Raw genomic sequence first — 23,947 nt, 5'->3', positions numbered from 1 at the left:
TATTGATTAAGCACAATTTACGAATAGTTGAATGAACATTGACACATATCAGCTTTTTATTTAACAAAGTTACGATTAACACGGTTGCTTAATGGTTTGTTTTCTATGCTTTGGAGTTCTATTTCAATAGCATCACATGATATGTGGATTTCAAATAAAGAGGTTAATAACGATAAACTTAAGCAAGTTAAGCTAACACCAAATAAAATAATGCCCGCTGTATTAAATTCAATAAATAGTGCAAACATGGATAAAGTGCATAATAAAAATGATGCCACACCATATACTTGCATAGTTCTAATTAGCTTAATACGCTTTCTCAAGTTTGTTATTTGCGCGACGACAACGGGACGAATTGACTCTCCTTCTCGTGCATTTAGTTCCCGAATTAATTGTGCTAATACTAAAAATCGGTTTGTGTAGGCAAGTAATAACAATGATATTGCAGGAAAAAGTAAACCTGGAGTGGTGAGTGTCATAATGTATCCTTAAGTGGTATTACTAGCTTTAATTTGTACAGCGTAACGCAAGATATTGTATACATAAAATAAACGAGGTGGAAATTGCAAAATACTAATAATACAAACGAAACAGTAGGCTCTTTTCAATGGGTAACAATTTATAATGCCGAAAATACCCTTGAAGCTAATATTCTTAAAGGTTTAATACAAACAAGTGGTATTGAATGCCAAATTAAAGGAGAGATGTTGCAAGGCGCAATGGGAGAAATCCCATTTGATCAAACCCAAGTTAGCGTGCAGGTTTATGCGATAAAAGAGCGCCATGCGCGACAAATATTGGTAAACTATCAACAAGTAAAACAATCCGCTCCAGATTGGGTATGCCCTAACTGTAATGAGCATAATGGATCAACATTTGATTTTTGTTGGTCATGTGAGACATTAAAGAATGACTAAAGCAAATAATTTTCAGCGTATTAGAGAGCTAAACTATTTACAAAAAGCCGTTTTAGCGAGTGCTTTAATTGAGCGAATGCTGCCAAATTACGGTTTATTTAGCGAAGCAACAGGGTTTGGTGACGAAACCTTATTACGAAATTCGCTTAATGTTTGTTGGGAAAAAATATTACTACCTAAAAGTAAAATAGATCTCGAGAAACAAGTTGAAAAAATAGAGCCAAATGTTCCTGAACTTGCTGATTTTGATATGTTTGGTACGTATCCAGCTATTGATGCAGCAACGTCGTTACTTAGCTTAATGCACGGTTTAATGGCGCAAGACGAGCAAGAGTTCATTAGTGTAAGCAAAATATCGCAAGCGACCGTTGCGCGTTTTATTGAATACCAAATGACAGTTGAAGGTGAAATCGCAGATAATACCGCCGTTAGAGAGCACCCATTAATGCAGTACGAGATTGAAGTATTGGGTGAGCTAATTGATTTTGTAGAGAATATGGGGCGTATTACCTCCGATAGCGTAAAGGCACTTAAAAAGTTTGCCCTTGAAGATGGCCAAACAAATATTGGTCTTTCGTTATAAAAATAGTTTAGTAATAATTTAAAAAGGCTGGAGAAATACTGTGCGAATTTTAGGCATTGAATCGTCGTGTGATGAAACGGGTATAGCAATATACGATGATGAAAAAGGCTTGTTAGCTCATCAATTATATAGCCAAGTAAAAGTACACGCTGATTATGGCGGTGTAGTGCCGGAGCTTGCATCACGCGATCATGTTCGTAAAACGCTACCGCTTATAGATGCTGCTTTTGCGCAAGCTGGTTGTGGCCCTGAAGATTTAGATGGTATTGCTTATACTGCTGGACCTGGCTTGGTTGGCGCACTACTTGTAGGTACCTCCATTGGCCGCTCTCTAGCATACGGGTGGGATATTCCTGCGGTAGCGGTTCATCACATGGAAGGGCATTTACTTGCCCCTATGCTTGAGGAAAATATCCCTGAGTTTCCGTTTATTGCTTTATTAGTATCTGGCGGTCATACCATGATGGTTAAAGTAGCAGGTATTGGACAATACGAAGTACTAGGTGAGTCGGTTGATGATGCTGCAGGTGAGGCTTTTGATAAAACGGCTAAGTTGCTTGGTCTTGATTACCCCGGTGGTCCGCGCTTAGCTAAAATGGCTGAACAAGGTGTTGCTAAACGCTTTGTATTTCCTCGTCCGATGACCGATAAGCCAGGCCTTGATTTTAGTTTTAGTGGTTTAAAAACAGCTGCATCAATCACTATTCGTGAAAATGATGATGACGAACAAACTAAAGCCGATATAGCGCATGCATTTCAAACTGCAGTTATTGATACGCTTGTTATTAAATGTAAGCGAGCACTTAAACAAACCGGTATTAAACGTTTAGTCATTGCAGGCGGAGTAAGTGCAAATACACAGCTTCGTTTACAGCTTGAGCGCGTTATGAAGGGCATGAAAGGCGAGGTTTTTTATCCTCGCACTGAGTTTTGTACCGACAATGGAGCAATGATTGCTTATGCGGGTATGCAGCGTTTAAAAGCAGGGCAATTTGCCACGCTTGATATGAAAACAAAACCGCGTTGGCCAATAGATAGCTTGGAAGCTATTTGATACTCGATATATTAAATGTTTTTATTTTCATCTGTGGGTGCTTTTTTAGTGCCCACTTTTGGTTCATCGCCACTAAATAATCTAATAATATTAGTGCGATGACGAAAAATAATTAAGATCGTAATAAAAGCGACTGGTAACGTATAAAGTGGTTTTATTAGCCAAGTATACAAAGGTGCTAAAGAGACCGTAACCAATGCTGCAAGTGATGAATAACGTGTAACTGCAATAATAACTAACCACGTAAAAATAAGTAAACCCGCCAGCGATAAACCAATAGGTAACAATGACCCAAATGCTGTAGCGACTGCTTTACCGCCTCTGAAACTAAAAAACAGTGGATACATATGTCCTAAACACGCAGCAACTGCAATCAAACCTAACTCAAATGGCTCAAACTTTAAAAAATAAGCGCCCCAGACCGGAATCGTTCCTTTTAAAATATCAAAAATTAACACTAAGCAAGCAGGTAATGCACCTCCCAATCTATAAACATTAGTTGCGCCAGGGTTGTTAGAACCATGGCTTCGAGGATCTGGAAGGGAGAATAGTCGTGACACCAATATGGCCGATGAAATTGACCCGAGTAAATAAGCTAAAACAAATATCAAAATGGCTAACACACGCTTCCTTACTTTTTTATTGTTATACCAACCACATTTAATGCAATTGGTATTGCTTTTGGGCTATTATTGGCGGCAAAATTTATCGTAAAAATTATTATGCTTCTTTCATTACTAGCTAACCTAGCTATTTTGCTATTGTAGAAGGATTTTTTACATATTTAAACACTGATTAAAGCATATACAGCATTAATTTTTTTGATGCTTTATATAACAAGTTCAGTCGTTTTGGTTATTTGGAGTATCAATGGACAAGGTATTTATATCTCAATTGCACGTCGACACTATTATTGGAGTGTACGACTTTGAAAAAGAAAGTAAACAGAGCCTTTATTTTGATATTGAAATGCTGAGTGATATTAAACCCGCAGCTGCGAATGACGATATTAATTTAGCACTTGATTACTCAAAAGTAAGTGAGCGAGTTATTGAGCACTGCACTGCAAAACCAGTTGAATTACTCGAAACATTAGTAGAACAATTAGCGCAAATTATTTTGACTGAATTTAATACTCCACAAGTAACAATTAAAGTAAGTAAACCCGCAGCAGTGGCGCAAGCGCAAACTGTAGGTGTTGAAATTACACGCGCTAAGGTAAGTAACTAAATGGCGCAGATTTATATCAGCCTTGGGTCAAATATAAATAAAGTACATCACATGCAGTCTGCATTAATCGCACTTGAGAGCCACTTTAAAAAAATTATTCACTCGTCTGTTTTTGAGAGTGAAGCGGTGGGGTTTGCTGGTAATAATTTTTATAACTCAGTGGTTGCAGCGACAACAAGCATGGCATTGGCTGATGTATGCGCTCTACTAAAGCAAATAGAACGTGATAATGGCCGTACTGCCAGTGACAAAAAATTTAGCCCTCGGACACTGGATTTAGATTTACTGTTTTACGACGATGTAATTTGCCAAAGCCCTGCACAACTGCCTCGTGACGAAATAACTAAAAATGCATTTGTATTACAGCCTCTGAGCGAGGTTGCTCCTGATTTTTATCACCCTGTAGCTAAACAAACAATTGCCCAGTTATGGAGTGCGTATAATAACCCTCAACAAAAATTATGGAAGGTGGAGTTTTCTAACCCATGAGTATTATTGAAATAATTATTTTAGCCCTCATTCAGGGGTTTACTGAGTTTCTACCTATATCGAGTTCAGCGCATTTAATTCTACCATCGCAAGTTTTAGGCTGGGAAGATCAGGGACTTGCATTTGATGTCGCTGTTCACGTTGGGACTTTAATTGCGGTCGTTATTTATTTTCGTAAAGAGGTGGCCGATATACTTACTGGGTGGTTTAAATCATTTGGCGCACAAGGTACTACAGATGATAGTAAGTTAGGCTGGTGGATTATTTTAGGCACTATTCCAGCGGCTATTTTAGGCTTACTGCTAAAAGACTTAGTTGAATTGTATTTACGCAGTGCATGGGTTATTGCCACAACGACCATTGTATTTGGTTTACTCCTTTGGTACGCCGATGCAAAAGGTAAGCAAATTAAAACTATTTACCAACTTAATTGGAAAACAGCGCTTCTCATCGGTTTTGCACAAGCTGTTGCAATGATCCCGGGAACTTCTCGCTCAGGTATTACCATGACTGCTGGTTTAATGCTTGGAATGAATAAGCAAAGCGCAGCGCGTTTTTCGTTTTTACTGGCAATTCCTATTATTTCTATGATGGGGCTATATTACACAGTAGAGCTTGCGCTAGGCGATCATCTTGTAGATTGGAACACGTTATTACTAGGTGTGGGGTTATCGTTCCTATCAGCTTATGCATGTATATTTATGTTTTTGAAAGTGATAGAGCGAATGGGTATGCTGCCGTTTGTAATATACCGCTTATTACTAGGTGTTGGCTTGATTGTATTTTTGACAATATAGTTAACCACCGACGAACAAAAAAGCCTTCTAACTTAAGAAGGCTTTTTTGTTATTAAAGTGTTGTTTTTTGGCATGAGTGAAATGCTTACTCGCAATGGTAACTCAGCACTAATTTTGGCATTATAGCGCCATTAAACTTTACATTACTGTAAAGTGGTCACGCGATTTAAGGAAAGTATATGCATATACATATTTTGGGCATTTGTGGCACGTTTATGGGTGGTATTGCAGCCATAGCTAAATCGTTGGGTCATAAAGTAACCGGCTCTGATCAAAACGTTTACCCGCCAATGAGTACGCAACTTGAAGATCTTGGTATTGAATTAACCCAAGGCTATGACGTATCTCAATTAGATCCAAAGCCTGATATGGTGGTTATTGGTAATGCAATGAGCCGTGGTAACCCGTGTGTTGAATATGTCCTTGATAAAGGTCTGCCTTATACTTCAGGTCCTGAATGGCTTAAACATAATTTATTGCAAAACTCATGGGTGCTTGCTGTAGCAGGGACCCATGGAAAAACAACCACAGCGAGTATGTTGGCATGGGTATTAGAATACGCTGGCTTAAAGCCTGGGTTTTTAATTGGCGGCATAGTACAAAACTTTGGTATATCAGCGAAAGTGGGCGAAACGCCATTTTTTGTTATTGAAGCCGATGAATACGACACAGCTTTTTTTGATAAGCGCAGTAAGTTTGTGCATTACCTCCCGCGTACGCTTATTTTAAATAACCTTGAATTTGATCATGCTGATATTTTTGAAGATTTAAACGCAATAAAAAAACAATTTCATCACTTAATGCGTACATTACCCCAAAGCGGCAAGGTAATTTGGCCAAAGCAAGACGTAGCGCTTAATGACGTAATAGCACAAGGGCTTTGGAGCGAAAGCGAAACGCTCGGTGTTGATTGGAATTATGAGCTAATAAAAGCCGATGGTAGTGAGTTTAATGTATTACTTAATGGCGAAAAGCAGGGAGTTGTTCGCTGGCAAGCAATAGGCGAGCATAATGTTAAAAATGCGATAATGGCTATAGCTGCTGCGCGCCATGTGGGTATAGCCATTGATCATAGTATTGATGCGTTAGGAGAATTTATTAGCCCTAAAAGGCGTATGGAGCTTAAGGCTGATATAAATAATATTAAAGTGTATGACGACTTTGCGCATCACCCAACGGCAATTAAAACAACGCTTGCGGGCTTGCGCGCAAAAGTAGGCGATGAAAAAATTATCGCTATTTTAGAGCCGCGCTCAAACACCATGAAAATGGGCGTACACCAACATACATTATTAGATTCACTGCGTGATGCTGACGAGGTACTACTTTTTGAACCAGAGAATCTAAATTGGTCGCTAAAAGAACAAGCAGATAAAGCGGGTATGCAGTGCTTTAACAGTACACAAACAATTATTGATACAGTGCTTGAAAATATTGAGCCTAATCAACACATTTTAATTATGAGCAATGGCGGTTTTAATGGCCTTCATCAACACCTTGTTAATGGTTTAGCTGCTAAATACAGCGGAGAATAACGTGCAATTTAAAGATAAAATTACGCTCGCTTTTAGTGGTGCATCAGGTGCGCCTTATGGGCTTAGGTTACTTGAAGTATTGCTTGAGCAGCAATTTCAAGTTTACGTACTTATCTCAAGTGCTGCGCGAGTGGTGCTTGATACAGAATCAAACATCAAGCTCTCTGGTAATGAAGATAAAGCCACTGAGCAGTTAAGTACGCTGTTTAATGCCAAACCTGAGCAGCTAAAAGTATACGGTAAAGATAACTGGTTTAGCCCTGTGGCTTCGGGCTCAGCTGCACCTAAAAAAATGGTGGTATGTCCGTGTAGTGCCGGATCGGTTTCTGCAATTGCAGTGGGGGCGTCAGATAATTTATTAGAACGCGCCGCTGATGTGGTAATTAAAGAACGCGGACAGCTCATTTTAGTGCCTCGCGAAACACCATTCAACGAAATTCATTTAGAAAACATGCTTAAGTTATCTCGTTTAGGGGTGACAATTATGCCAGCAGCGCCTGGTTTTTATCATAAACCACAAAGTATTGAAGACTTAGTTGATTTTATGGTGGCGAGAATTTTAGATCATTTAAACATTGAACATAACCTAACAAAGCGTTGGGGTTATGGTGAGGGTAAATAATGAATAAGCAAAATATTGCTTTAAATATTGAAGGTCTAACCAAGGTTTATAAAAATGGTGTTGAGGCTATTAAAGGCGTTGATTTACAAGTTGAAGAGGGCGATTTTTTCGCTTTACTTGGTCCAAACGGAGCAGGTAAATCAACTACTATTGGTGTTATTTCGTCACTTGTTAATAAAACAAAAGGCAAAGTAGAGGTATTCGGTTGTGATATTGATACTGATTTAGAAGCTGCAAAAGCGCATTTAGGACTCGTGCCGCAAGAGTTTAATTTTAGCCAGTTTGAAACGCTTAGCCAAATACTGGTTAACCAAGCCGGTTATTATGGTGTGCCACGCGGCGAAGCCCACAAGCGCGCCGATAAATACCTAGCGCAGCTTGGCTTACTTGAGAAAAAAGACAAACAAGCGCGTACGCTTTCAGGCGGTATGAAACGCCGTTTAATGATTGCCCGCGCACTTATGCACGAGCCAAAACTGCTTATACTTGATGAACCAACAGCGGGTGTAGACATAGAGCTTCGCCGTTCAATGTGGGATTTTTTACGCCAAATAAATGAGCAAGGCGTAACGATTATTTTAACCACACATTACCTTGAAGAAGCAGAGTTACTGTGTAAAAACATCGCCATAATCGATAATGGCCGAATTGTCGAAAACACCACAATTAAAGCGTTGCTTGCAAAGCTTGATAAAGAAACCTTTATTTTAGATTTAAAAATGCCTGCAAATCCTGTAACGCTTGAAGGCTATAAATTTATCATGACGGACGATCACACTGTTGAAGTTGAAGTCGCTAAATCTCAGGGGTTAAATGCGGTATTTAGTGCATTAACAACTCAAGGTAATACTGTTTTGAGTATGCGAAATAAAGCAAACAGACTAGAAGAGTTATTTGTAGGATTATTAGAGCAAGGGCGGGGCGAATAAATGTTTAAATATGGCGTAGCCTTAAAGAGTTTATGGATTAAAGAGTGCATTCGTTTTTTACGTATTTGGGTGCAAACCATAGTGCCACCGGCAATTACGATGAGCTTATATTTTGTTATTTTTGGTAACTTAATTGGTTCACGTATTGGTGATATGGGCGGCTTTAGTTATATGGAGTTTATTGTACCTGGTCTTATAATGATGTCGGTTATTACTAATTCCTATTCCAATGTAGCCTCTAGTTTTTATTCAACAAAGTTTCAAAAAAGCATTGAAGAGCTTTTAGTTGCACCTGTGCCTAACTACATTATTGTGCTTGGTTATATGGGCGGTGGTATGACGCGCGGTATTATGGTGGGCTTTATAGTTACCTGTGTGTCGTTGTTATTTGTTGATATTCAAATTCATAATATTTTTGTAATTATGGCGACCGTTATTTTAACCTCGGCTGTATTTGCTTTAGGTGGTTTAATTAATGCAATTTATGCAAATAGCTTTGACGATATAAGCATTATCCCCACCTTCATACTAACGCCATTAACCTACTTAGGAGGGGTGTTTTATTCTATATCGTTATTGCCTGAATTTTGGCAAAATGTATCACAAATCAATCCTATAATTTACATGGTTAACGCATTTCGTTATGGCTTTTTAGGCGTGTCGGATGTCGATTTAAGCGTGGCGCTTGGGGTTATTTTAGTATTTATAACAGCGTTATTTACATTAGCGCTTACATTAATTAAAAAAGGTGTGGGGCTAAGACACTAATGAGTGATGCAAATTCACGTAGTATTGTATCTAATCAAGCGGGTATTCACGAAAAGCTTGATGAAATAGTAAATAAGCACTTAGAGGCTGAGTTTAAAAAACCGATTGCAGCGCATACTCAGGCCGCATTTGATGAAGTAAACGCTAAAGTACAGGCCTTTAATGGCCCGCTTATTTTAGACTCGTGCTGTGGCGTGGGTGAAAGCTCAGCTAACTTAGCTAAGCGCCATCCTGATGCACTTGTCATTGGTATTGATAAGTCATCACACCGATTAGATAAGCACGATGTTGAGTACAAGCAAACCGACAGCGGGCAATATATTTTAGTTCAAGCTGATTTAAATGATTTTTGGCGTTTAGCGGTTGCTGCTAATTGGCAACCTACGCACCATTACTTGTTGTATCCAAATCCATGGCCTAAGTCTAAGCATATTCGTAGACGCTGGCATGGCGCGGCTATTTTTCCATTTATTGTTAAGTTAGGTGGTCAATTAGAAGTGCGCAGCAATTGGGATATTTACGTTAAGGAGTTTGCTAGGGCACTTGAATTAACAGGCAACCCTTGCGAAGTAACGCTTTATGAGTCAGACGATGCAATTACGCCTTTTGAGCGTAAATATTGGGCCAGTGGCCAGCAAAGCCACCGACTCATTATTAATTTAACCTAATGTGATGACCAATTTAGCTCATTAATTCTTCATCACTTTGAGAATTAACATGTGGCGCTGGGGGAGCAAAATAAATACCTTGCATCAGCGTCACATTCGCTTTTTTCAGTGCGGTCACTATGGTTGTATTTTCTACTGAACCGGCTGTGAGTTGTAAGCCAAGTTGGTTTGCAAAGCTTGCTATGTGTTCAATAAACAAATAGATATCTTTATCGTTAACAATTTGTTTTATTAAGGCCCCATCTAACTTAATACCATCAACTTCAAGTTTTAGTACGTTAGAAATATTTGAATAACCACTGCCAAAATCATCAATGATTACTTTTACACCCTTTGTTTTAACCATTCCTATGAATGCTTTTACCTCTGAAAAATTAGCTATAGCTTGTGTTTCTAATAATTCTAAGGTGATGTTACTCGGGTGTGGATAACGTTTTAATTCGTCGGCTATAAATTCGCTCAAACTAGGATCAAGCATATCTTGCGCGGTTATATTTAAGCTCCAGCAAATATCTGTTTTTCTAAAGCGGCTAATACATTGTGAGAATATAGTACGGGTCAACAAGCCATCCATTCTTGAACGGGTAACTACATTTAAAAAAGCCTCTGGCTTGAGTATTTCACCACTTGCTGTAACCATGCGCGCTAAACATTCATACTGCACTACGCGTTTAGTGTTTATATCAATAATAGGTTGAAAGTAAGGGACAATACGATTGTTATCAAATGCTTCGCGAACCTCTTTAGCCATTTCTACATTGTATTGATATTGCACTTTTACATCGTGAAGTGCTTTTGAGTAATTAACAACGGTATGACGACCTTGTTTGGCTTGCAGTGCCGCAATATGGGCATTTTCTAATAACAAAGATTTGTTACCGCTGGCTATACCGGCACACAACGTAATATAAATAAACGGGTCGGTTAATAGTGGGGTATTAAAGTTGTAGGTTTCGATTAAGTCGTTAAACTCATCGTACGGAATTTCTTTTGGTGCAAGTAATACCAGTTTATTGGTCGCTAAGCGATAAATATGACAACGAGCAGAGCAGCGACTTTTAAAATGCATGAGCAAGTTTTTCATTACTTTATCGCCCACCTCAGTGCCATAAAAGCTATTTATGTCTTCAATTTCGTTAATCCAAATAACAGCTAATTGCATATGGTGCGCATTACTTTGCTTTAGGAAGTATTCAAGCGCTATATGATTTGCAAAGCCCGTACTGGAGTCTGTTGCTAAAGATCGTTTGAGTAAGTAAATATAAATAGTTGCAACAAGTATAGCGATAAAGAAAAAGAAGCTCGCCATAGCGGCCGCCTTTGATACACTTTCTTTAAGTTTTTGGTTTAAATCATAAATGGTGATATCAGCACCTGTTATGTAGGTTTTACCATTAGTGCTATCAACATAAGGGATAAAAATAGTTTTAAAATGTCCCCATTGATCTGCTGATATTTCAAATACAGGCTCTGTCGAATAAAAAGCACTAATGTTCGCCTTAGTGGCTTCAGGGTAAAGATCTAAAAACTGGGTTACTTTGCCATTGCTTTGGTCTTCTTTTGTATAACTCGATGCACTAAAGTAGACTTTGTTATCTTGAAGTACCATCGCGTATACATAAGCAATGTTGAGTGCTTGGGCAAAGTCAGAAAGTTGCTTACTCTTTTTTTGATAATCAGAAAAACTAATCGTTTTTCCCTGATTAACTTTATTTAGGTATGTATCGCCGAGTATATGCTTAACACTGGTGGCTGCGTTAAGTAAGCGCGTATCAACAGAGTGCATTATATCTGCGCGTGTTGTTTGGTAAGTATAATAAACGTAGGTAAGTAAACTGATTAAAAATAGACTAAAACCCGCCATTAACCAACTTACCCTTACTCTTCCTTTTAGCATGTGCGTCCCTTTTTTGTTATTTTTTTATTATACGCAAAATATATAAATGCCCAATAATTAATTCTTATTTATTGGCAAGGCTTAAATATTAATTAAATTATCACTTTTTTGTCATGTCTTTGTCTGCTTTTATGGCTTTAAGCGAGACATTTTAGTTATATTGCAGTAAAGTTAGCGCAATTAATTAAAAACACTGTTACTTAAAATAACGTCTTAGTTTGGCGTGTTTCATAGACAAACACGTGTTTTAGCTACACACACACTAGGTATTGAGATGGATCAAAAGCGTTGTGCCGTCGCCTCTAAAGAAAGCCTTAAGCGTATATTTACTGTACCTGAAGCGCCAGACTCAACTTTAAGCAAAATCGAGCTTGAAATTTCGAGTAATTTAGCAGGTTTCTTAAACGAAAATATTGCGGCAATTGAAAAACCATTACATGAAATAGAAAAAGACTTTCAATCGGCAGTGATCCCAGAAGATCCAACGTTTGTATCTGCTTATGCCCAAGACATTATGGAGCAACTTGTTGCGCATTCTGTGCATACAGCTGCGCCTAGCTTTATTGGTCACATGACCTCTGCTTTACCGCATTTTTTATTACCACTGTCAAAACTGATGGTAGGGCTAAATCAAAATCTAGTAAAAATAGAAACATCTAAAGCGTTTACGCCTCTTGAACGTCAAGTACTTGGGATGATGCATCATCTAGCTTATGGGCAAGAAGACTCATTTTATTCTAAATGGATGCACAGTGCTAAAACCTCATTAGGTGCATTTTGCTCTGGTGGTACGGTTGCTAATATTACTGCGCTTTGGATTGCGCGAAACCGTTTATTAAAACCGGATGGCGATTTTAGAGGTATAGGCGCACAAGGCTTAATTGCCGGTATGCTGCATTATGGCTATAAAGGTTTAGCGGTATTAATATCAGAACGTGGACATTATTCATTAGGTAAATCGGTTGATTTACTCGGTATTGGTCGCGATAACCTAATTGGTATTAAAACTTGCGAAAATAATAAAGTCGATGTAATAGCGATGCGCGAAAAAGCACGTGAGCTTGAAGCGCAAGGCATTAAAGTAATGGCCATTATTGGGGTGGCGGGTACAACCGAAACCGGGAATATTGACCCACTGGACGAAATGGCCGATTTGGCACAAGATATTAACTGCCATTTTCATGTAGATGCTGCATGGGGAGGAGCGACGCTTTTATCAAACACGCATCGTCCTTTACTAAAAGGAATTGAGCGAGCAGATTCAATTACCATTGATGCACATAAACAAATGTATGTACCCATGGGCGCTGGTTTAGTTTTATTTAAAGACCCCGCTGCAACTGATGCAATAGAGCACCATGCTGAGTATATATTACGTAAAGGTTCAAAAGACTTAGGTAGTCACACGCTTGAAGGTAGTCGCCCAGGTATGGCGATGTTAGTACATGCTTGCTTACGTGTTATTGGTCGTAAAGGCTACGAGATGTTAATCGATCGTAGTATAAAAAAAGCACATTATTTTGCTGGTTTAATTAAAGCAGATGAAGATTTCGAACTTATTTCAGAGCCTGAGCTGTGTTTACTAACGTATCGTTATGTACCTAAACAGATTAAGCAGGCAATAAAAGATGCTGATGCAACAACACGTTTAGACATTTTTGCATCACTTAATCGTTTTACTGCGAGTATGCAAAAGCGCCAGCGGGAGTCTGGTCGCTCGTTTGTATCACGTACACGCCTAACGCCATCTAAATACGATAATCAACCTACTGTTGTATTTAGAGTGGTTCTTGCAAACCCACTTACATCAGGCGCTATTTTAAAAGATATTTTAGCCGAGCAAAAAGAACTAGCTAAAACAGATCCTGTATTTAAAAAGTACCTCAGTAAGTATATGTAGCTAATAAGGTGTAATTTAAAACAAGAAGACGCTTAATTGCGTCTTTTTTGTTTTTACTTGGTTACTTAATCAATTTGAGGGATTAAACCTAACGCTAACTTTTTATTTACAACTGTATGAACACTGGAGTAATACCAATCTGCTTAAATATGGGGTCTATTTAACGTTAAGGAAATTACGCTAGAACTAGGCAAAAATTTTGTATTTAGTTGTTCTAAATAATTATTTTCTGTTGTCATCGATAAGATTTTTTTACCTCAAAATAGGGCACTTAATTAAGTTAATTGATATTAAAACAACTGGCTTTAATAATGTTACTGATAATTTTTTGTGACGGTTTTATTTTTTCCATTGCTAAAAACTCATCAGGCTGATGGGCTTGATTTATTGAGCCCGGCCCCATAACGATTGTTTCACACCCTAATTGCTGAATAAAAGGTGCTTCAGTACAGTAATTAACAGCTATTGCTTTTTGCCCTGCTATTTTTTCAGCTAATATCACTAAAGCACTGTTGGTGTTGCCAGTAAAGGCCGGTATTGGCTCGTGTAAATCAATTACGCTGACCGCATTAGGGTATTGTTGATTTATCTCTTTCGTTGCATCAAGTACTAATGCTTGTAACTCTTTTACACTCAAACCTGGTAATGGGCGCATATCTATATGCATTTCGCAGCAAGCACAAATTCGGTTAGCGTTGTCGCCGCCATGAATATTACCAAAATTTAATGTTGGGTAAGGTATTTCAAAGTGGCTTAATGAATATTTATGCTTTAACTGCTCTTTTAAGATCAATAATTTTGAAGTCACTTTATGCATGATTTCTATGGCGTTGAGACCACGTTCGGGATCAGAGCTATGACCTGAGCGTCCAATTACTCTAATCGCTGTACTCATATGTCCTTTATGTGTAAATACCGGTGTCATATCAGTAGGTTCACCAATTATACATCGCGCAGGTTTTAAATTTGGGTGCTTACATATTTGCTGTGCACCTGCCATTGTGGTTTCTTCGTCGGCAGTGGCGAGTATTAAGATAGGCTGGGTTTGCTGCTTTTCATCAAGTTCACTAATTGCTTGTAATACAAACGCAAAAAAACCTTTCATATCAATGCTACCGAGCCCATATAATTTATTGTCGAGTTCGGTAAGTTTAAACGGATTATGATTCCAGCGACTATCATCAAACGGGACGGTATCGGTGTGGCCCGCGAGCATTAATCCACCATCTCCTTTGCCACGTTTAGCTAATAAATTATAGCGACCTTTACCTCCTTCTAATTCAATGATTTCACATGTAAAGCCAAGTGTTTCGCACCACCTCGCAAGTAGTTCAATTACGCTTTTATTACTCATACACTGACTATCTTCAATTGCACTGATAGACGGAGCTGCAATCAATTGTTGATACATAGAAATAAACGATGGCAAAGGCATAAAAAAATCCAAAATAAGTATTCAATTTAATTGCATAACAATATAAAAGTATTTATGATGAATATCAATTCACTTTTTAAGCATAAATATATTAAAGTAACGTTATGAAAACAATGCGACGATAATCAAAATTCATTAATAAAAGGCTAAATTAGCGCCAAGGCTAGTTTAAGCGAACAAGATAGACAAGTAACAACTAATTTTAAGATAACGAGTAACAAATGAATGTAGTGATTATTGGCGCAAGCGGTTACAGCGGCGCAGAGTTAGCAAGTTTAGTTGCTAAACACCCAAACTTAACTTTAGCGGGTTGTTATGTATCAGAAGGTAGCTTAGATAAAAATAAATTGCTAAGTGATTTATATCCTGAACATCTAGGCTTGCTCGACTTACCATTACTCCCTCTTGGTGAATCAGCTTTTGATGACATTCAAACTAGTGCTGACTATGTGTGCTTATGTACAGACCATAAAGTGAGTGTTGATTTAGCACCGCGTTTTTTAGCAATGGGTAAAAAGGTATTTGATTTATCTGGTGGCTATCGCCTTGCAAGCAATGATGATTACGTTACATATTATGGTTTTGAGCACCAACATCCTGAGCTATTAAATAAAGCTGCTTATGGTTTAGCTGAGTGGAATGGTGAAGCTATTGCCAATGCACAGTTAGTCGCTGTTGCTGGATGCTACCCAACGGCCGCACTAAATGCATTAAAGCCTTTGCAACAAGCCGGTTTATTAAGCGAACAGAGTATTATTATTAATGCGGTTTCGGGCGTTACAGGCGCAGGGCGTAAAGCCAGTGTAGGAACGCATTTTTGTGAAGTGTCGCTTGCACCTTATGGTTTGTTTAACCATCGCCACGGCCCTGAAATTGAACAACACCTTGGCCACAAAGTGTTATTTACACCGCATCTAGGTAATTTTCCACGTGGTATTTTAGAAACTATTTATGTACAGCTTAAGCCAGGCGTTACCAAGGAAAACGTTGCATCGGCTTATCAAGTACTTGCGAGCGAGCCATTAATTCGTTTATTAGGCGATAAAATACCGTCAATTAAAGGTGTAGCTAAGCAGCCATTTGTTGATATTGGCTGGCAGCAACAAGGTACGCAGTTAATTGTGATGTCTGCTATTGATAACTTATTAAAAGGCGCTGCTGGACAAGCTTTGCAGTGTATTAATATTTCTATGAATTTAGATCATACCACTGGTTTAAAAGGAGCGTTTTAAATGAGTAAAAAAACGTGGGTAATTAAGCTCGGTGGTGCAGTACTTAATACAGAAAATGCAGCAAAAGCATTGTTTGATGTACTTAATGAGCAACAAAATGCTCAGTTTGTAATTGTACACGGTGGCGGTGCACTTGTTGATACTTGGCTAAAAGAAGCTGGTTTTGCCAGTGCTAAGCACCAAGGTTTGCGTATCAGCCCTGCAGAGCAAATGCCTTACATCGTAGGTGCACTAGCAGGTTGTGCCAATAAACAATTAATGACTCAGGCTATTAGTGCAGGGCATAAACCGGTTGGGTTAAGTTTGTATGAAGCGGGTGTTACTGCTACTCAAAAGTTAAAAGCACTTTGTTTAGTAGGTAAATGCACAAGTAACGATGATTCTATTATTAACGATTTACTTGAAATTGGCAGGCTACCGATCGTTAGCTCTATCGGTTTTGATGAGCAAGGCCTTTGGTATAACGTAAATGCTGATGAAGCTGCAGCGGCTATTGCTAGTAATTTAAACGCAGAACTTATTTTTATGACTGATGTAGAAGCGGTGCTTGACGCAAATAAGCAGCCCTTACATCAACTTGACACAAAACACATTGATACTTTAATAGATGAAGGAGTAATTGTGGGCGGGATGGAGGTCAAAGTTAAGACCAGCCTTCACGCTGCCCAACATTTACGACGCGGTGTGTATATTTCCAGCTGGCAAAAGCCAGAAAATTTAACTGACTTGCTTGAAGGCAAGCATGTCGGAACTAAAATTACACCATAGGTTTATTATGTTTAAGAATTTTTTAACCGGTTTAGAATTAGACCAAGAAGGCGCACTTAATTTACTAAAGTTAGCGCAAGACATTAAAGTAAAACCAGAGAAATACAGCCAAGTATTAGCTGGTAAATCGGTTGTAACGTTATTTGAAAAACAAAGTTTACGTACGCGTTTGTCGTTTGATATTGGTATTAATCGCCTGGGTGGCCACGCGGTTTATTTAGATCAGCAAAATGGTGCAATGGGTGCACGCGAATCAATCAAAGATTTCGCACTTAATATTTCTACATGGGCTGACGGGATTGTAGCGCGTGTTAATCAACACAGTACGCTAACTACATTAGGTGAATATTCATCGGTACCGGTGGTTAATAGTTTGTGTGATTTGTACCACCCGTGCCAAGCACTCGCTGATTTTTTAACGCTTCAAGAAGTACATGGAGATGTAAGTGAGCTTAAAGTTGCTTACTTAGGTGAAGGTAATAACGTAACTCATTCATTGATGTTGTTAGCAGCTACACTAGGTACAGATTTTGTAGCTGTAACACCAAAAGGGTGCTCACCAGATTCACAAATACTTAAAAAAGCAGAGCAGATTGCAGCAATGAACGGTGCATCAGTTATGGTGAGCGATCGCGTTGAAGCTGCTGTTGGCGCAAATGTTGTTTACGCAGATACTTGGGTATCAATGGGTAATACAACACCAATTGAGCAAGTTAAAGCCAAGTATATGCCATATCAGCTAAATCAGGCATTGCTAGATCAAACTGGTGCTACGACGGTATTACACTGCCAACCGGCGCACCGTGAATTTGAAATTACCTCAGAGGTAATGGATGGTCCAGCATCTAAAATTATTCAACAAGCAGAGAATCGTATGCATGCGCAAAATGCTCTGCTAGTTACATTATTAAATCCAAATTTTGTTAAGGAACACCTATGAGTTCAATTAAAAAAGTCGTTTTAGCCTATTCAGGTGGTCTTGATACATCGGCTATTGTGCCATGGTTAAAAGAAAACTACGGCTGTGAAGTTGTTGCGTTTGTAGCAGATGTAGGTCAAGGGGCAGAAGAACTTGAAGGCGTAGAAGCTAAAGCAATTGCCTCTGGTGCATCTGAATGTTATGTAGTTGACTTAAAAGATGAAATGGTAAGTGATTACATTTACCCAACACTTAAAACGGGCTCAATTTATGAAGGCACTTATTTATTAGGTACCTCTATGGCGCGCCCAATTATAGCTAAAGCGCAAGTTGAAATAGCGCGTAAAGTAGGTGCCGATGCACTTTCTCATGGTTGTACTGGTAAAGGTAATGACCAAGTTCGTTTTGAATCATGCTTTGCAGCACTCGCACCTGATTTAAAAGTAATTGCGCCATGGCGTGAGTGGGACTTATCGAGCCGTGAGTCATTACTTGATTACTTGGCGGAGCGTGACATTCCGTGCTCAGCATCAGCGACAAAAATTTACAGCCGTGATGCTAACGCATGGCATATTTCACACGAAGGTGGCGAGCTTGAAGACCCATGGTGTCAACCAACTGAGCAAGTATGGACATGGACTAATTCTCCAGAGCAAGCACCAGATAAATTAGAACTCGTAACTTTAAAAGTTGTTGAAGGCGAAGTGGTTGCTGTAAATGGCGAAGAACTTAAACCATATGACTGTTTAGTTAAATTAAACGATATTGCATCACCTCATGGTGTTGGTCGTGTTGATATTGTAGAAAACCGTTTAGTAGGCATGAAGTCACGCGGTTGCTACGAAACGCCCGGCGGTACAGTTATCATGGCAGCACTTCAAGCAATTGACGAGCTAGTACTTGATAAAGCAAGCCGTAAATGGAAAGAAGTGCTGGGTGGTGAATTTTCGCATTTAGTATATGACGGCCGCTGGTTTACACCACTTAAAGATTCTATTTTAGCCGGTGCAGAAGCGCTTTCTAAAGTGGCAACAGGTGAAGTCGTACTTAAATTATATAAAGGTCAAGTAACTGCGGTTCAAAAGCAGTCGCCAAATAGTTTATATAGCGAAGCATTTGCCACATTTGGTGAAGATGATGTGTATGACCAATCACACGCTGAAGGCTTTATTCGTTTATTCTCGCTTTCAAGCAGAATTTCAGCACTCGCTAAAAAGTAAATTATTACGCCCCTGTAAAAGGGGCAATACAGGGTTTGGAGATATTTCATGGCATTATGGGGCGGACGTTTTTCTACGGGTCCAGATGAGGCGTTTAAGCAATTTAACGACTCTCTTCCCTTCGATTATCAGTTAGCAGAGCAAGACATTATCGGCTCTGTGGCATGGGCTGGCGCACTTGAGCAAGTTAATGTGTTATCGAGTGATGAGCACAAAGAACTCGTTGCAGCATTGTATGAGTTACTTGAAGAAGTAAAAGCTGATCCACTCGCTGTAGCTACATCGGGCGCAGAGGATATTCACTCGCATGTTGAAGCTGCATTAATCGAAAAAGTAGGTGATTTAGCTAAAAAATTACATACAGGCCGAAGCCGTAATGATCAAGTCGCAACAGACTTTAGATTATGGTGCCGTGATACCGCTGAGCATATTTTAAAAGCAATTGAGCAACTTAAAGGCGAGTTTGTATCTTTAGCTGAGCGTGAACTTGGTACTATATTGCCCGGTTATACTCATTTACAGCGAGCACAGCCAGTATTATTTAGCCACTGGTGTATGGCTTACGTAGAAATGCTAGAGCGTGATGAAAGTCGCTTGCAAGACGCGAAAGCGCGCATGAATTTTTGTCCACTAGGAAGTGGTGCATTAGCCGGTACTGCTTACCCAATTGATCGTCAAGCACTTGCGCAAGGTTTGGGTTTTACTGGTGCGACTAAAAATAGTCTTGATGGCGTCTCTGATCGCGATTTTGTTGTAGAGTTATTAAGCTGTGCATCGATTTCGATGATTCACTTATCGCGTATGTCAGAAGATTTAATATTTTATAACTCGGGTGAAGCTGGTTTTATAGAGCTTGCAGATAACGTGACATCGGGCTCATCGCTTATGCCACAGAAAAAGAACCCTGATGCATTAGAACTTATCCGTGGTAAAACGGGTCGTGTATTTGGCGCGTTTAGTGCGATGATGATGACCTTAAAAGCACTCCCTCTTGCTTACAACAAAGACATGCAAGAAGATAAAGAAGGTATATTTGACGCTATGCCAACATGGCTTGCGTGTATTCATATGGCACAAGCTTGTATTAAGGGCGTTAAGGTAAGAGGAGATCGTACACTTGCTGCTGCTAAAGGCGGTCATGCTAATGCAACAGAGCTTGCTGATTATCTCGTCGCAAGAGGCGTACCTTTTAGAGAGGGGCACCACATTGTAGGCGTCCTTGTTCAGCTTGCTATTAGCGAAAATAAAACGCTAGAAGAGCTTTCGCTTGAGCAATACAAATCAGTTAATGATGTTTTTGAAGACGATGTATACCCGGTATTAGAAATTGATGCGTGTATAAAAGCGCGCCAAGCTCTTGGCGGCACATCGATTGAGCAAGTAACTGGTGCAATTAAAGAAGCCAAAAAAAAACAGCAAATAACGGTTCGTGATGCAAATCTAGATGACGTTGAATCTATAGCTAAGCTCATTCAGCATTGGGCTACAGTTGGCGAAAATCTACCTAGAGCTAAAAGTGACATGGTGCATTCTATAAATGAATTTGCGGTCACTGAAATTAACGGTAAGGTATCGGGCTGTGCCTCGCTGTATATATATGATACAGGTCTTGCTGAAATTCGCTCTTTAGGTATTGATCCTCAAAGCGTTGTTACTGGGCAGGGGCGGCAACTCGTTGAGCATTTATTAATTAAAGCTAAAAAACTGGCGTTGAATAGAGTGATTGTACTAACGCGTGTGCCAGACTTTTTCGAAAAGCAGCGCTTTACCTTTTGCACTAAAGACAGTTTGCCAGAAAAAGTAATGAAAGATTGTGAGCTTTGTCTTCGTAAAGAGAATTGCGATGAAGTTGCTATGGAATTTATTTTAAAGCCAAGTAAAAGTGTGGAGATCCCGTGTAAATACGTGGCTTAAACTCCCTGGATACAAAAAACGTACGGTTATCCCTGTGCGTTTTTTTATATCTAAAACAAACTGGTTTGATCTGTTGTATTTTTTAAAGTGTCAAATAAAGTTGGCATACTGGTTGCTTTATTATAGGTGGGTGGCAAAAATGGCTACCTAGATTAAAACAGGTAACATGTTTACCTATACAATGGTGTGATAAAAGTTGCGCCAAATATAACTTTATAAGGATAAATCACATGCAAATTTCAGCGAATAGCCAAGTACAAATGCAAGCATACAATAAAACACAACAATTAAAGCCTGCAATGGAACAAACTGCTAGCCCTAAAACCCTACAATCTGATACAGTAAGTATTTCCCAAGAGGCGATTTCTGCAGCAAGCAGTGATAGCTTACAACGTGGTTCTATCATATTGCCAGGTGGTCTTCGCCCTAAGTGATTTTAAGGTTTTGAATGTTTTTAACTGAGTTATTTGGTTTTTTCTCGATTTCAGCTTTGACTATGTGGGCTTTTCTAATGGCCTTCTTCTTTAATGTTTTTGTTTATAGCTTAGATGTTAAAAGAGGCACAACTTTATTACTCAGTTCATTCATTATGATGGTTTCATATTCATCATCTGATTATTTCTTAACTTGGTTATCTATCTATAATATTACCTATTTAGATTGGGTTATTTACGATTTGGCTACTATTATATGTTTATTTATATCTTTAGGCTTTATTAGAAAAACTTCGGACTCTTTTTTATATTTAATAATAGGATTAAGTATAAACTTACTTTTAACTTTATCTATGCATATAGATATGTTTATCTATGGTAATCAAAAACCGTGGATATTTTGGGATATTTATACAATATCAGTTTTCATTATAGATTTAACAATGGTTGTAGCTCTTATCGTTGACAGAGACTTCCTAGGTCTTCATAAGTTAAAGAGCAAAACCCTCAGTTACTTCAAATCAAACGATACCCACAAATTAATCTAGTTTAAAATGTACGTTACTGAAGCCTTAATGGATTATGTAGGAGCTTTCTCCCAATGGGGTTTCTTAATGGCTTTCTTATGCTGTTTAGCTACTAATATAAATAAGGAAAGTAAGTCTCCTGTTTATTTATCTGCGCTTATGCTCTGCTCATATATTTTTAGTGGCTACATAGATTTATTAGAAAATTTATATTTAAGCTGGGCACTCTACGATTTCATTACAATTTTAGCTCTGTTAACTTTACAGTGCATCAAAGTACTCCAACGTTCTGTAGCTTTTCACTTAATCATAATTTCGTTAACAATAAATGCTGTACTCACCCTCGTAATATATTATGACCTATACGTTTTATATAACTATGAGCCTTGGTGGTATTGGAGTGTTTATTCTGTTGGTGTAAATATGTTCGATGTTTTAATGATTCTTTCACTAGTATTCAATAAAAATACCATTTTTAAAAGAGGGGCTGAATTGAACTTTAAAAAGTTGAAAAATATTGAATGAACTTTTAATTAGCCCAACAGTTTCTTTGTACATAGGTGCATTTGTACAATGGGGATTCCTTATGGCCTTTTTGTACTCCCTTGCTCATTCGATTAATAAGTCTAATAAAGAAAAAGTGTATTTGTCTTTGGTTATGAGTGTTTCATATTCATTTAGTATATTTACAAATATGAATACGGTAACTTATCTTGATTTTTTATGTTTTGATATTTTAACTATTATAGCTCTTACACTTCTAAGGCGATTTCTAAAAAGGGATGTTGCCTATATATATCTTCTAACTGGTTTGACTATAAATTCAACCCTGCACCTTTTTATGCACTATGATATTTATGTACTAGATAATGTTGATTATTGGTGGCTTTGGAATTTTTATTTAATAGTTATCAATTTAGTCGATCTCACAATGGTAACTATTCTCTTTTTTAATAAAGACTTTTTAGGTTTGGTTGCATTAAAACGTTATTTATTTGGCAGTACAAAAAGCATTCATAAAAAGGTTGAATAGAATGGAGGATCTATTTTGGCAATTAAATTCAATTAATGAATATTTTGGAATACTTATTACATGGCTTTTTGTTTTTGCTTTTTTGTTCACTCTATCAATTGCTATTAATAAGCAAGATAAAAGCCGAGTTCACCTTTGCTTTATTATGATGGCTTCGTACACATCTAGTTTATTTATGGACATAACTACTGCAGCTCCACATTTAAAGTTGTTTATATTTGATGTACTAACAATTGCCGCTATTTTTATGTGGCGTATTTTTTTAGGACGTAAAATACCGTACGGATTTTATTATCTTATTGTAGGGCTTTGTATCAATGCCTCACTGTTTATGGGCATGTATATTGATAATACTCTTTATGGCAATTGGGACTTTTGGTGGCTGTGGATGCTGTATGGTTTCTTTATGCCTGTTATTGATATTACGATGGCACTAATATTAATTATCAATAAAGACTTACTGAAGCTGGTTTGGTTAATTAAAAAATTAAAGACATCATCTATATCAAAGCTAAATTAGCGCATACGAGTTATGCGCTAACGCAGTAAATTACTATTGGGCACCACAGCCCAATTTAGTTTTTAGCGCTTTGACAATTACAGGGTCCACAAACTCGCTTACATCACCATTGTGACGTGCTACTTCTTTAACGAGTGTTGATGAAATAAATGAATTTCGCTCTGCGGGTGTTAAAAATACACTTTCTAAATCGGGGTTTAGGCGACGGTTCATATTTGCGAGCTGAAATTCATAATCGAAATCAGATACAGCCCTAATACCACGAATAAGCACATTAGCATTATGATCGCGCGCAAGGTCAGCCAGCAAGCCTGAAAATCCGATAACTTTAACATTACCCAAATGGCTCAAAATGGTATTAGCAAGTTCAACACGTTCTTCTAGGGTAAAGCAGGGTTTTTTACTTGGGTTGTGGGCAACAGCAACTAATACGGTATCAAACATTTTTGCAGCACGATGAATCAAGTCTGTGTGCCCATTGGTAAGCGGATCAAAAGTGCCTGGGTAAATTGCAGTAACGTTCATAATATTCACTATTTATTATTTTAGCGTTAGT

The 23,947-nt window shown here is 38.3% G+C and carries 27 protein-coding genes; 22 read left to right on the top strand and 5 right to left on the bottom strand.

Translation table 11 applies throughout. The annotated features are described in order from the left end of the window. Positions 1-56 precede the first annotated feature (56 nt). Positions 57-479: a DUF2721 domain-containing protein gene (locus DO88_RS05715; RefSeq protein WP_007377863.1), complete on the bottom strand. Its 423-nt coding sequence runs from the start codon at positions 477-479 to the stop codon at positions 57-59. An 84-nt stretch (positions 480-563) separates the two neighbouring features. Between DO88_RS05715 and DO88_RS05720 the strand changes: the two genes are divergently transcribed. From DO88_RS05720 to tsaD, 3 genes are read left to right on the top strand one after another with little or no spacing between them, the layout of a single operon-like run. After that, positions 564-917, top strand: a complete 354-nt coding sequence (locus DO88_RS05720; RefSeq protein WP_033040091.1) for a putative signal transducing protein — start codon at positions 564-566, stop codon at positions 915-917. After that, positions 910-1,500 (top strand): YjaG family protein, encoded by a 591-nt coding sequence (locus tag DO88_RS05725; RefSeq protein ID WP_008134889.1) that lies wholly within the window; start codon positions 910-912, stop codon positions 1,498-1,500. Before DO88_RS05720 ends, DO88_RS05725 begins: the two co-directional genes overlap by 8 nt. Positions 1,501-1,540: 40 nt before the next feature. After that, complete coding sequence (gene tsaD / locus DO88_RS05730; RefSeq protein ID WP_007377860.1) at positions 1,541-2,554, top strand: tRNA (adenosine(37)-N6)-threonylcarbamoyltransferase complex transferase subunit TsaD; 1,014 nt, start codon at positions 1,541-1,543, stop codon at positions 2,552-2,554. Positions 2,555-2,565: 11 nt separating this feature from the next. Here the strand turns inward: tsaD and plsY are convergent, their stop codons facing one another. Beyond that, complete coding sequence (gene plsY / locus DO88_RS05735) at positions 2,566-3,177, bottom strand: glycerol-3-phosphate 1-O-acyltransferase PlsY (protein ID WP_033030919.1); 612 nt, start codon at positions 3,175-3,177, stop codon at positions 2,566-2,568. Between the two features lie 247 nt (positions 3,178-3,424). Here plsY and folB point away from each other — a divergent pair, with 247 nt between their 5' ends. The 8 genes from folB to trmB all read left to right on the top strand — a co-directional run bounded on the left by folB (position 3,425) and on the right by trmB (position 9,592). Next, positions 3,425-3,784, top strand: a complete 360-nt coding sequence (folB, locus tag DO88_RS05740) for a dihydroneopterin aldolase (RefSeq protein WP_033030921.1) — start codon at positions 3,425-3,427, stop codon at positions 3,782-3,784. Beyond that, on the top strand, positions 3,785-4,273 hold the full coding sequence (folK, locus tag DO88_RS05745; RefSeq protein ID WP_033040089.1) for a 2-amino-4-hydroxy-6-hydroxymethyldihydropteridine diphosphokinase: 489 nt from the start codon (positions 3,785-3,787) through the stop codon (positions 4,271-4,273). Continuing rightward, a complete protein-coding gene (locus tag DO88_RS05750) occupies positions 4,270-5,070 on the top strand; it encodes an undecaprenyl-diphosphate phosphatase (protein ID WP_033040087.1) in 801 nt (266 codons plus the stop codon). The genes folK and DO88_RS05750 overlap by 4 nt, the downstream gene beginning before the upstream one ends. Before the next feature lie 179 nt (positions 5,071-5,249). Next, a complete protein-coding gene (gene mpl, locus DO88_RS05755) occupies positions 5,250-6,605 on the top strand; it encodes a UDP-N-acetylmuramate:L-alanyl-gamma-D-glutamyl-meso-diaminopimelate ligase (protein WP_033040084.1) in 1,356 nt (451 codons plus the stop codon). A 1-nt stretch (position 6,606) separates the two neighbouring features. After that, a complete protein-coding gene (locus DO88_RS05760; RefSeq protein ID WP_033030926.1) occupies positions 6,607-7,227 on the top strand; it encodes a flavin prenyltransferase UbiX in 621 nt (206 codons plus the stop codon). Continuing rightward, positions 7,227-8,156, top strand: a complete 930-nt coding sequence (locus tag DO88_RS05765) for an ABC transporter ATP-binding protein (RefSeq protein WP_033040082.1) — start codon at positions 7,227-7,229, stop codon at positions 8,154-8,156. Before DO88_RS05760 ends, DO88_RS05765 begins: the two co-directional genes overlap by 1 nt. After that, positions 8,157-8,924 (top strand): ABC transporter permease, encoded by a 768-nt coding sequence (locus DO88_RS05770; protein WP_033040080.1) that lies wholly within the window; start codon positions 8,157-8,159, stop codon positions 8,922-8,924. It abuts the gene before it with no gap. After that, on the top strand, positions 8,924-9,592 hold the full coding sequence (gene trmB / locus DO88_RS05775) for a tRNA (guanine(46)-N(7))-methyltransferase TrmB (protein ID WP_007377851.1): 669 nt from the start codon (positions 8,924-8,926) through the stop codon (positions 9,590-9,592). The genes DO88_RS05770 and trmB overlap by 1 nt, the downstream gene beginning before the upstream one ends. A 13-nt stretch (positions 9,593-9,605) precedes the next feature. Here the strand turns inward: trmB and DO88_RS05780 are convergent, their stop codons facing one another. Then, complete coding sequence (locus DO88_RS05780; protein WP_007377850.1) at positions 9,606-11,489, bottom strand: bifunctional diguanylate cyclase/phosphodiesterase; 1,884 nt, start codon at positions 11,487-11,489, stop codon at positions 9,606-9,608. Positions 11,490-11,763: 274 nt separating this feature from the next. On the opposite strand from DO88_RS05780, the gene panP reads away from it, so the two are divergent. Next, complete coding sequence (gene panP / locus DO88_RS05785) at positions 11,764-13,389, top strand: pyridoxal-dependent aspartate 1-decarboxylase PanP (RefSeq protein WP_007377849.1); 1,626 nt, start codon at positions 11,764-11,766, stop codon at positions 13,387-13,389. A gap of 280 nt (positions 13,390-13,669) precedes the next feature. On the opposite strand, the gene argE is transcribed toward panP, so the two are convergent. After that, entirely contained in the window at positions 13,670-14,824 is a 1,155-nt protein-coding gene (gene argE, locus DO88_RS05790; protein WP_008134870.1) for an acetylornithine deacetylase, read from the bottom strand. A 221-nt stretch (positions 14,825-15,045) separates the two neighbouring features. Between argE and argC the strand changes: the two genes are divergently transcribed. From argC to DO88_RS05840, 10 genes are all read left to right on the top strand, one after another. Beyond that, complete coding sequence (gene argC, locus DO88_RS05795) at positions 15,046-16,056, top strand: N-acetyl-gamma-glutamyl-phosphate reductase (RefSeq protein ID WP_033040078.1); 1,011 nt, start codon at positions 15,046-15,048, stop codon at positions 16,054-16,056. Continuing rightward, positions 16,057-16,824 (top strand): acetylglutamate kinase, encoded by a 768-nt coding sequence (gene argB / locus DO88_RS05800; RefSeq protein WP_033040076.1) that lies wholly within the window; start codon positions 16,057-16,059, stop codon positions 16,822-16,824. It begins immediately after the preceding gene. Between the two features lie 7 nt (positions 16,825-16,831). Next, a complete protein-coding gene (locus DO88_RS05805; RefSeq protein ID WP_007377845.1) occupies positions 16,832-17,764 on the top strand; it encodes an ornithine carbamoyltransferase in 933 nt (310 codons plus the stop codon). After that, the gene (locus tag DO88_RS05810; RefSeq protein WP_033040074.1) at positions 17,761-18,963 is read left to right on the top strand and encodes an argininosuccinate synthase; all 1,203 of its coding nucleotides are present in this window, start codon (positions 17,761-17,763) and stop codon (positions 18,961-18,963) included. Before DO88_RS05805 ends, DO88_RS05810 begins: the two co-directional genes overlap by 4 nt. 48 nt (positions 18,964-19,011) lie before the next feature. After that, the gene (gene argH, locus DO88_RS05815) at positions 19,012-20,877 is read left to right on the top strand and encodes an argininosuccinate lyase (protein WP_007377843.1); all 1,866 of its coding nucleotides are present in this window, start codon (positions 19,012-19,014) and stop codon (positions 20,875-20,877) included. Between the two features lie 230 nt (positions 20,878-21,107). Then, a complete protein-coding gene (locus DO88_RS05820; RefSeq protein WP_033040072.1) occupies positions 21,108-21,311 on the top strand; it encodes a hypothetical protein in 204 nt (67 codons plus the stop codon). A 14-nt stretch (positions 21,312-21,325) separates the two neighbouring features. Next, complete coding sequence (locus DO88_RS05825; protein ID WP_033040070.1) at positions 21,326-21,859, top strand: hypothetical protein; 534 nt, start codon at positions 21,326-21,328, stop codon at positions 21,857-21,859. A 27-nt stretch (positions 21,860-21,886) separates the two neighbouring features. Further along, positions 21,887-22,363: a hypothetical protein gene (locus DO88_RS05830; RefSeq protein WP_232224817.1), complete on the top strand. Its 477-nt coding sequence runs from the start codon at positions 21,887-21,889 to the stop codon at positions 22,361-22,363. Next, positions 22,356-22,871: a hypothetical protein gene (locus DO88_RS05835; protein ID WP_050482456.1), complete on the top strand. Its 516-nt coding sequence runs from the start codon at positions 22,356-22,358 to the stop codon at positions 22,869-22,871. Before DO88_RS05830 ends, DO88_RS05835 begins: the two co-directional genes overlap by 8 nt. 1 nt (position 22,872) lies before the next feature. Then, entirely contained in the window at positions 22,873-23,391 is a 519-nt protein-coding gene (locus DO88_RS05840; protein WP_033040064.1) for a hypothetical protein, read from the top strand. Between the two features lie 33 nt (positions 23,392-23,424). Here the strand turns inward: DO88_RS05840 and coaD are convergent, their stop codons facing one another. Next, positions 23,425-23,916: a pantetheine-phosphate adenylyltransferase gene (coaD, locus tag DO88_RS05845; protein WP_007377838.1), complete on the bottom strand. Its 492-nt coding sequence runs from the start codon at positions 23,914-23,916 to the stop codon at positions 23,425-23,427. Between the last annotated feature and the right edge of the window lie 31 nt (positions 23,917-23,947).

Source organism: Pseudoalteromonas sp. S3431 (assembly GCF_000690035.1).
GTDB lineage: Bacteria > Pseudomonadota > Gammaproteobacteria > Enterobacterales > Alteromonadaceae > Pseudoalteromonas > Pseudoalteromonas fuliginea.
Note: the sequence above shows the minus strand (reverse complement) of the source record. Positions and strands in the feature narration are given on the sequence as shown.

Coding starts and splice junctions, on each gene's coding strand:
- DO88_RS05715 (WP_007377863.1), bottom strand. CDS start 479: ATGACACTCACCACTCCAGGTTTACTTTTTCCTGCAATATCATTGTTA.
- DO88_RS05725 (WP_008134889.1), top strand. CDS start 910: ATGACTAAAGCAAATAATTTTCAGCGTATTAGAGAGCTAAACTATTTA.
- folB (WP_033030921.1), top strand. CDS start 3,425: ATGGACAAGGTATTTATATCTCAATTGCACGTCGACACTATTATTGGA.
- folK (WP_033040089.1), top strand. CDS start 3,785: ATGGCGCAGATTTATATCAGCCTTGGGTCAAATATAAATAAAGTACAT.
- DO88_RS05750 (WP_033040087.1), top strand. CDS start 4,270: ATGAGTATTATTGAAATAATTATTTTAGCCCTCATTCAGGGGTTTACT.
- mpl (WP_033040084.1), top strand. CDS start 5,250: ATGCATATACATATTTTGGGCATTTGTGGCACGTTTATGGGTGGTATT.
- DO88_RS05765 (WP_033040082.1), top strand. CDS start 7,227: ATGAATAAGCAAAATATTGCTTTAAATATTGAAGGTCTAACCAAGGTT.
- DO88_RS05770 (WP_033040080.1), top strand. CDS start 8,157: ATGTTTAAATATGGCGTAGCCTTAAAGAGTTTATGGATTAAAGAGTGC.
- trmB (WP_007377851.1), top strand. CDS start 8,924: ATGAGTGATGCAAATTCACGTAGTATTGTATCTAATCAAGCGGGTATT.
- DO88_RS05780 (WP_007377850.1), bottom strand. CDS start 11,489: ATGCTAAAAGGAAGAGTAAGGGTAAGTTGGTTAATGGCGGGTTTTAGT.
- panP (WP_007377849.1), top strand. CDS start 11,764: ATGGATCAAAAGCGTTGTGCCGTCGCCTCTAAAGAAAGCCTTAAGCGT.
- argE (WP_008134870.1), bottom strand. CDS start 14,824: ATGCCTTTGCCATCGTTTATTTCTATGTATCAACAATTGATTGCAGCT.
- argC (WP_033040078.1), top strand. CDS start 15,046: ATGAATGTAGTGATTATTGGCGCAAGCGGTTACAGCGGCGCAGAGTTA.
- argB (WP_033040076.1), top strand. CDS start 16,057: ATGAGTAAAAAAACGTGGGTAATTAAGCTCGGTGGTGCAGTACTTAAT.
- DO88_RS05805 (WP_007377845.1), top strand. CDS start 16,832: ATGTTTAAGAATTTTTTAACCGGTTTAGAATTAGACCAAGAAGGCGCA.
- DO88_RS05810 (WP_033040074.1), top strand. CDS start 17,761: ATGAGTTCAATTAAAAAAGTCGTTTTAGCCTATTCAGGTGGTCTTGAT.
- argH (WP_007377843.1), top strand. CDS start 19,012: ATGGCATTATGGGGCGGACGTTTTTCTACGGGTCCAGATGAGGCGTTT.
- DO88_RS05820 (WP_033040072.1), top strand. CDS start 21,108: ATGCAAATTTCAGCGAATAGCCAAGTACAAATGCAAGCATACAATAAA.
- DO88_RS05825 (WP_033040070.1), top strand. CDS start 21,326: ATGTTTTTAACTGAGTTATTTGGTTTTTTCTCGATTTCAGCTTTGACT.
- DO88_RS05830 (WP_232224817.1), top strand. CDS start 21,887: ATGGATTATGTAGGAGCTTTCTCCCAATGGGGTTTCTTAATGGCTTTC.
- DO88_RS05840 (WP_033040064.1), top strand. CDS start 22,873: ATGGAGGATCTATTTTGGCAATTAAATTCAATTAATGAATATTTTGGA.
- coaD (WP_007377838.1), bottom strand. CDS start 23,916: ATGAACGTTACTGCAATTTACCCAGGCACTTTTGATCCGCTTACCAAT.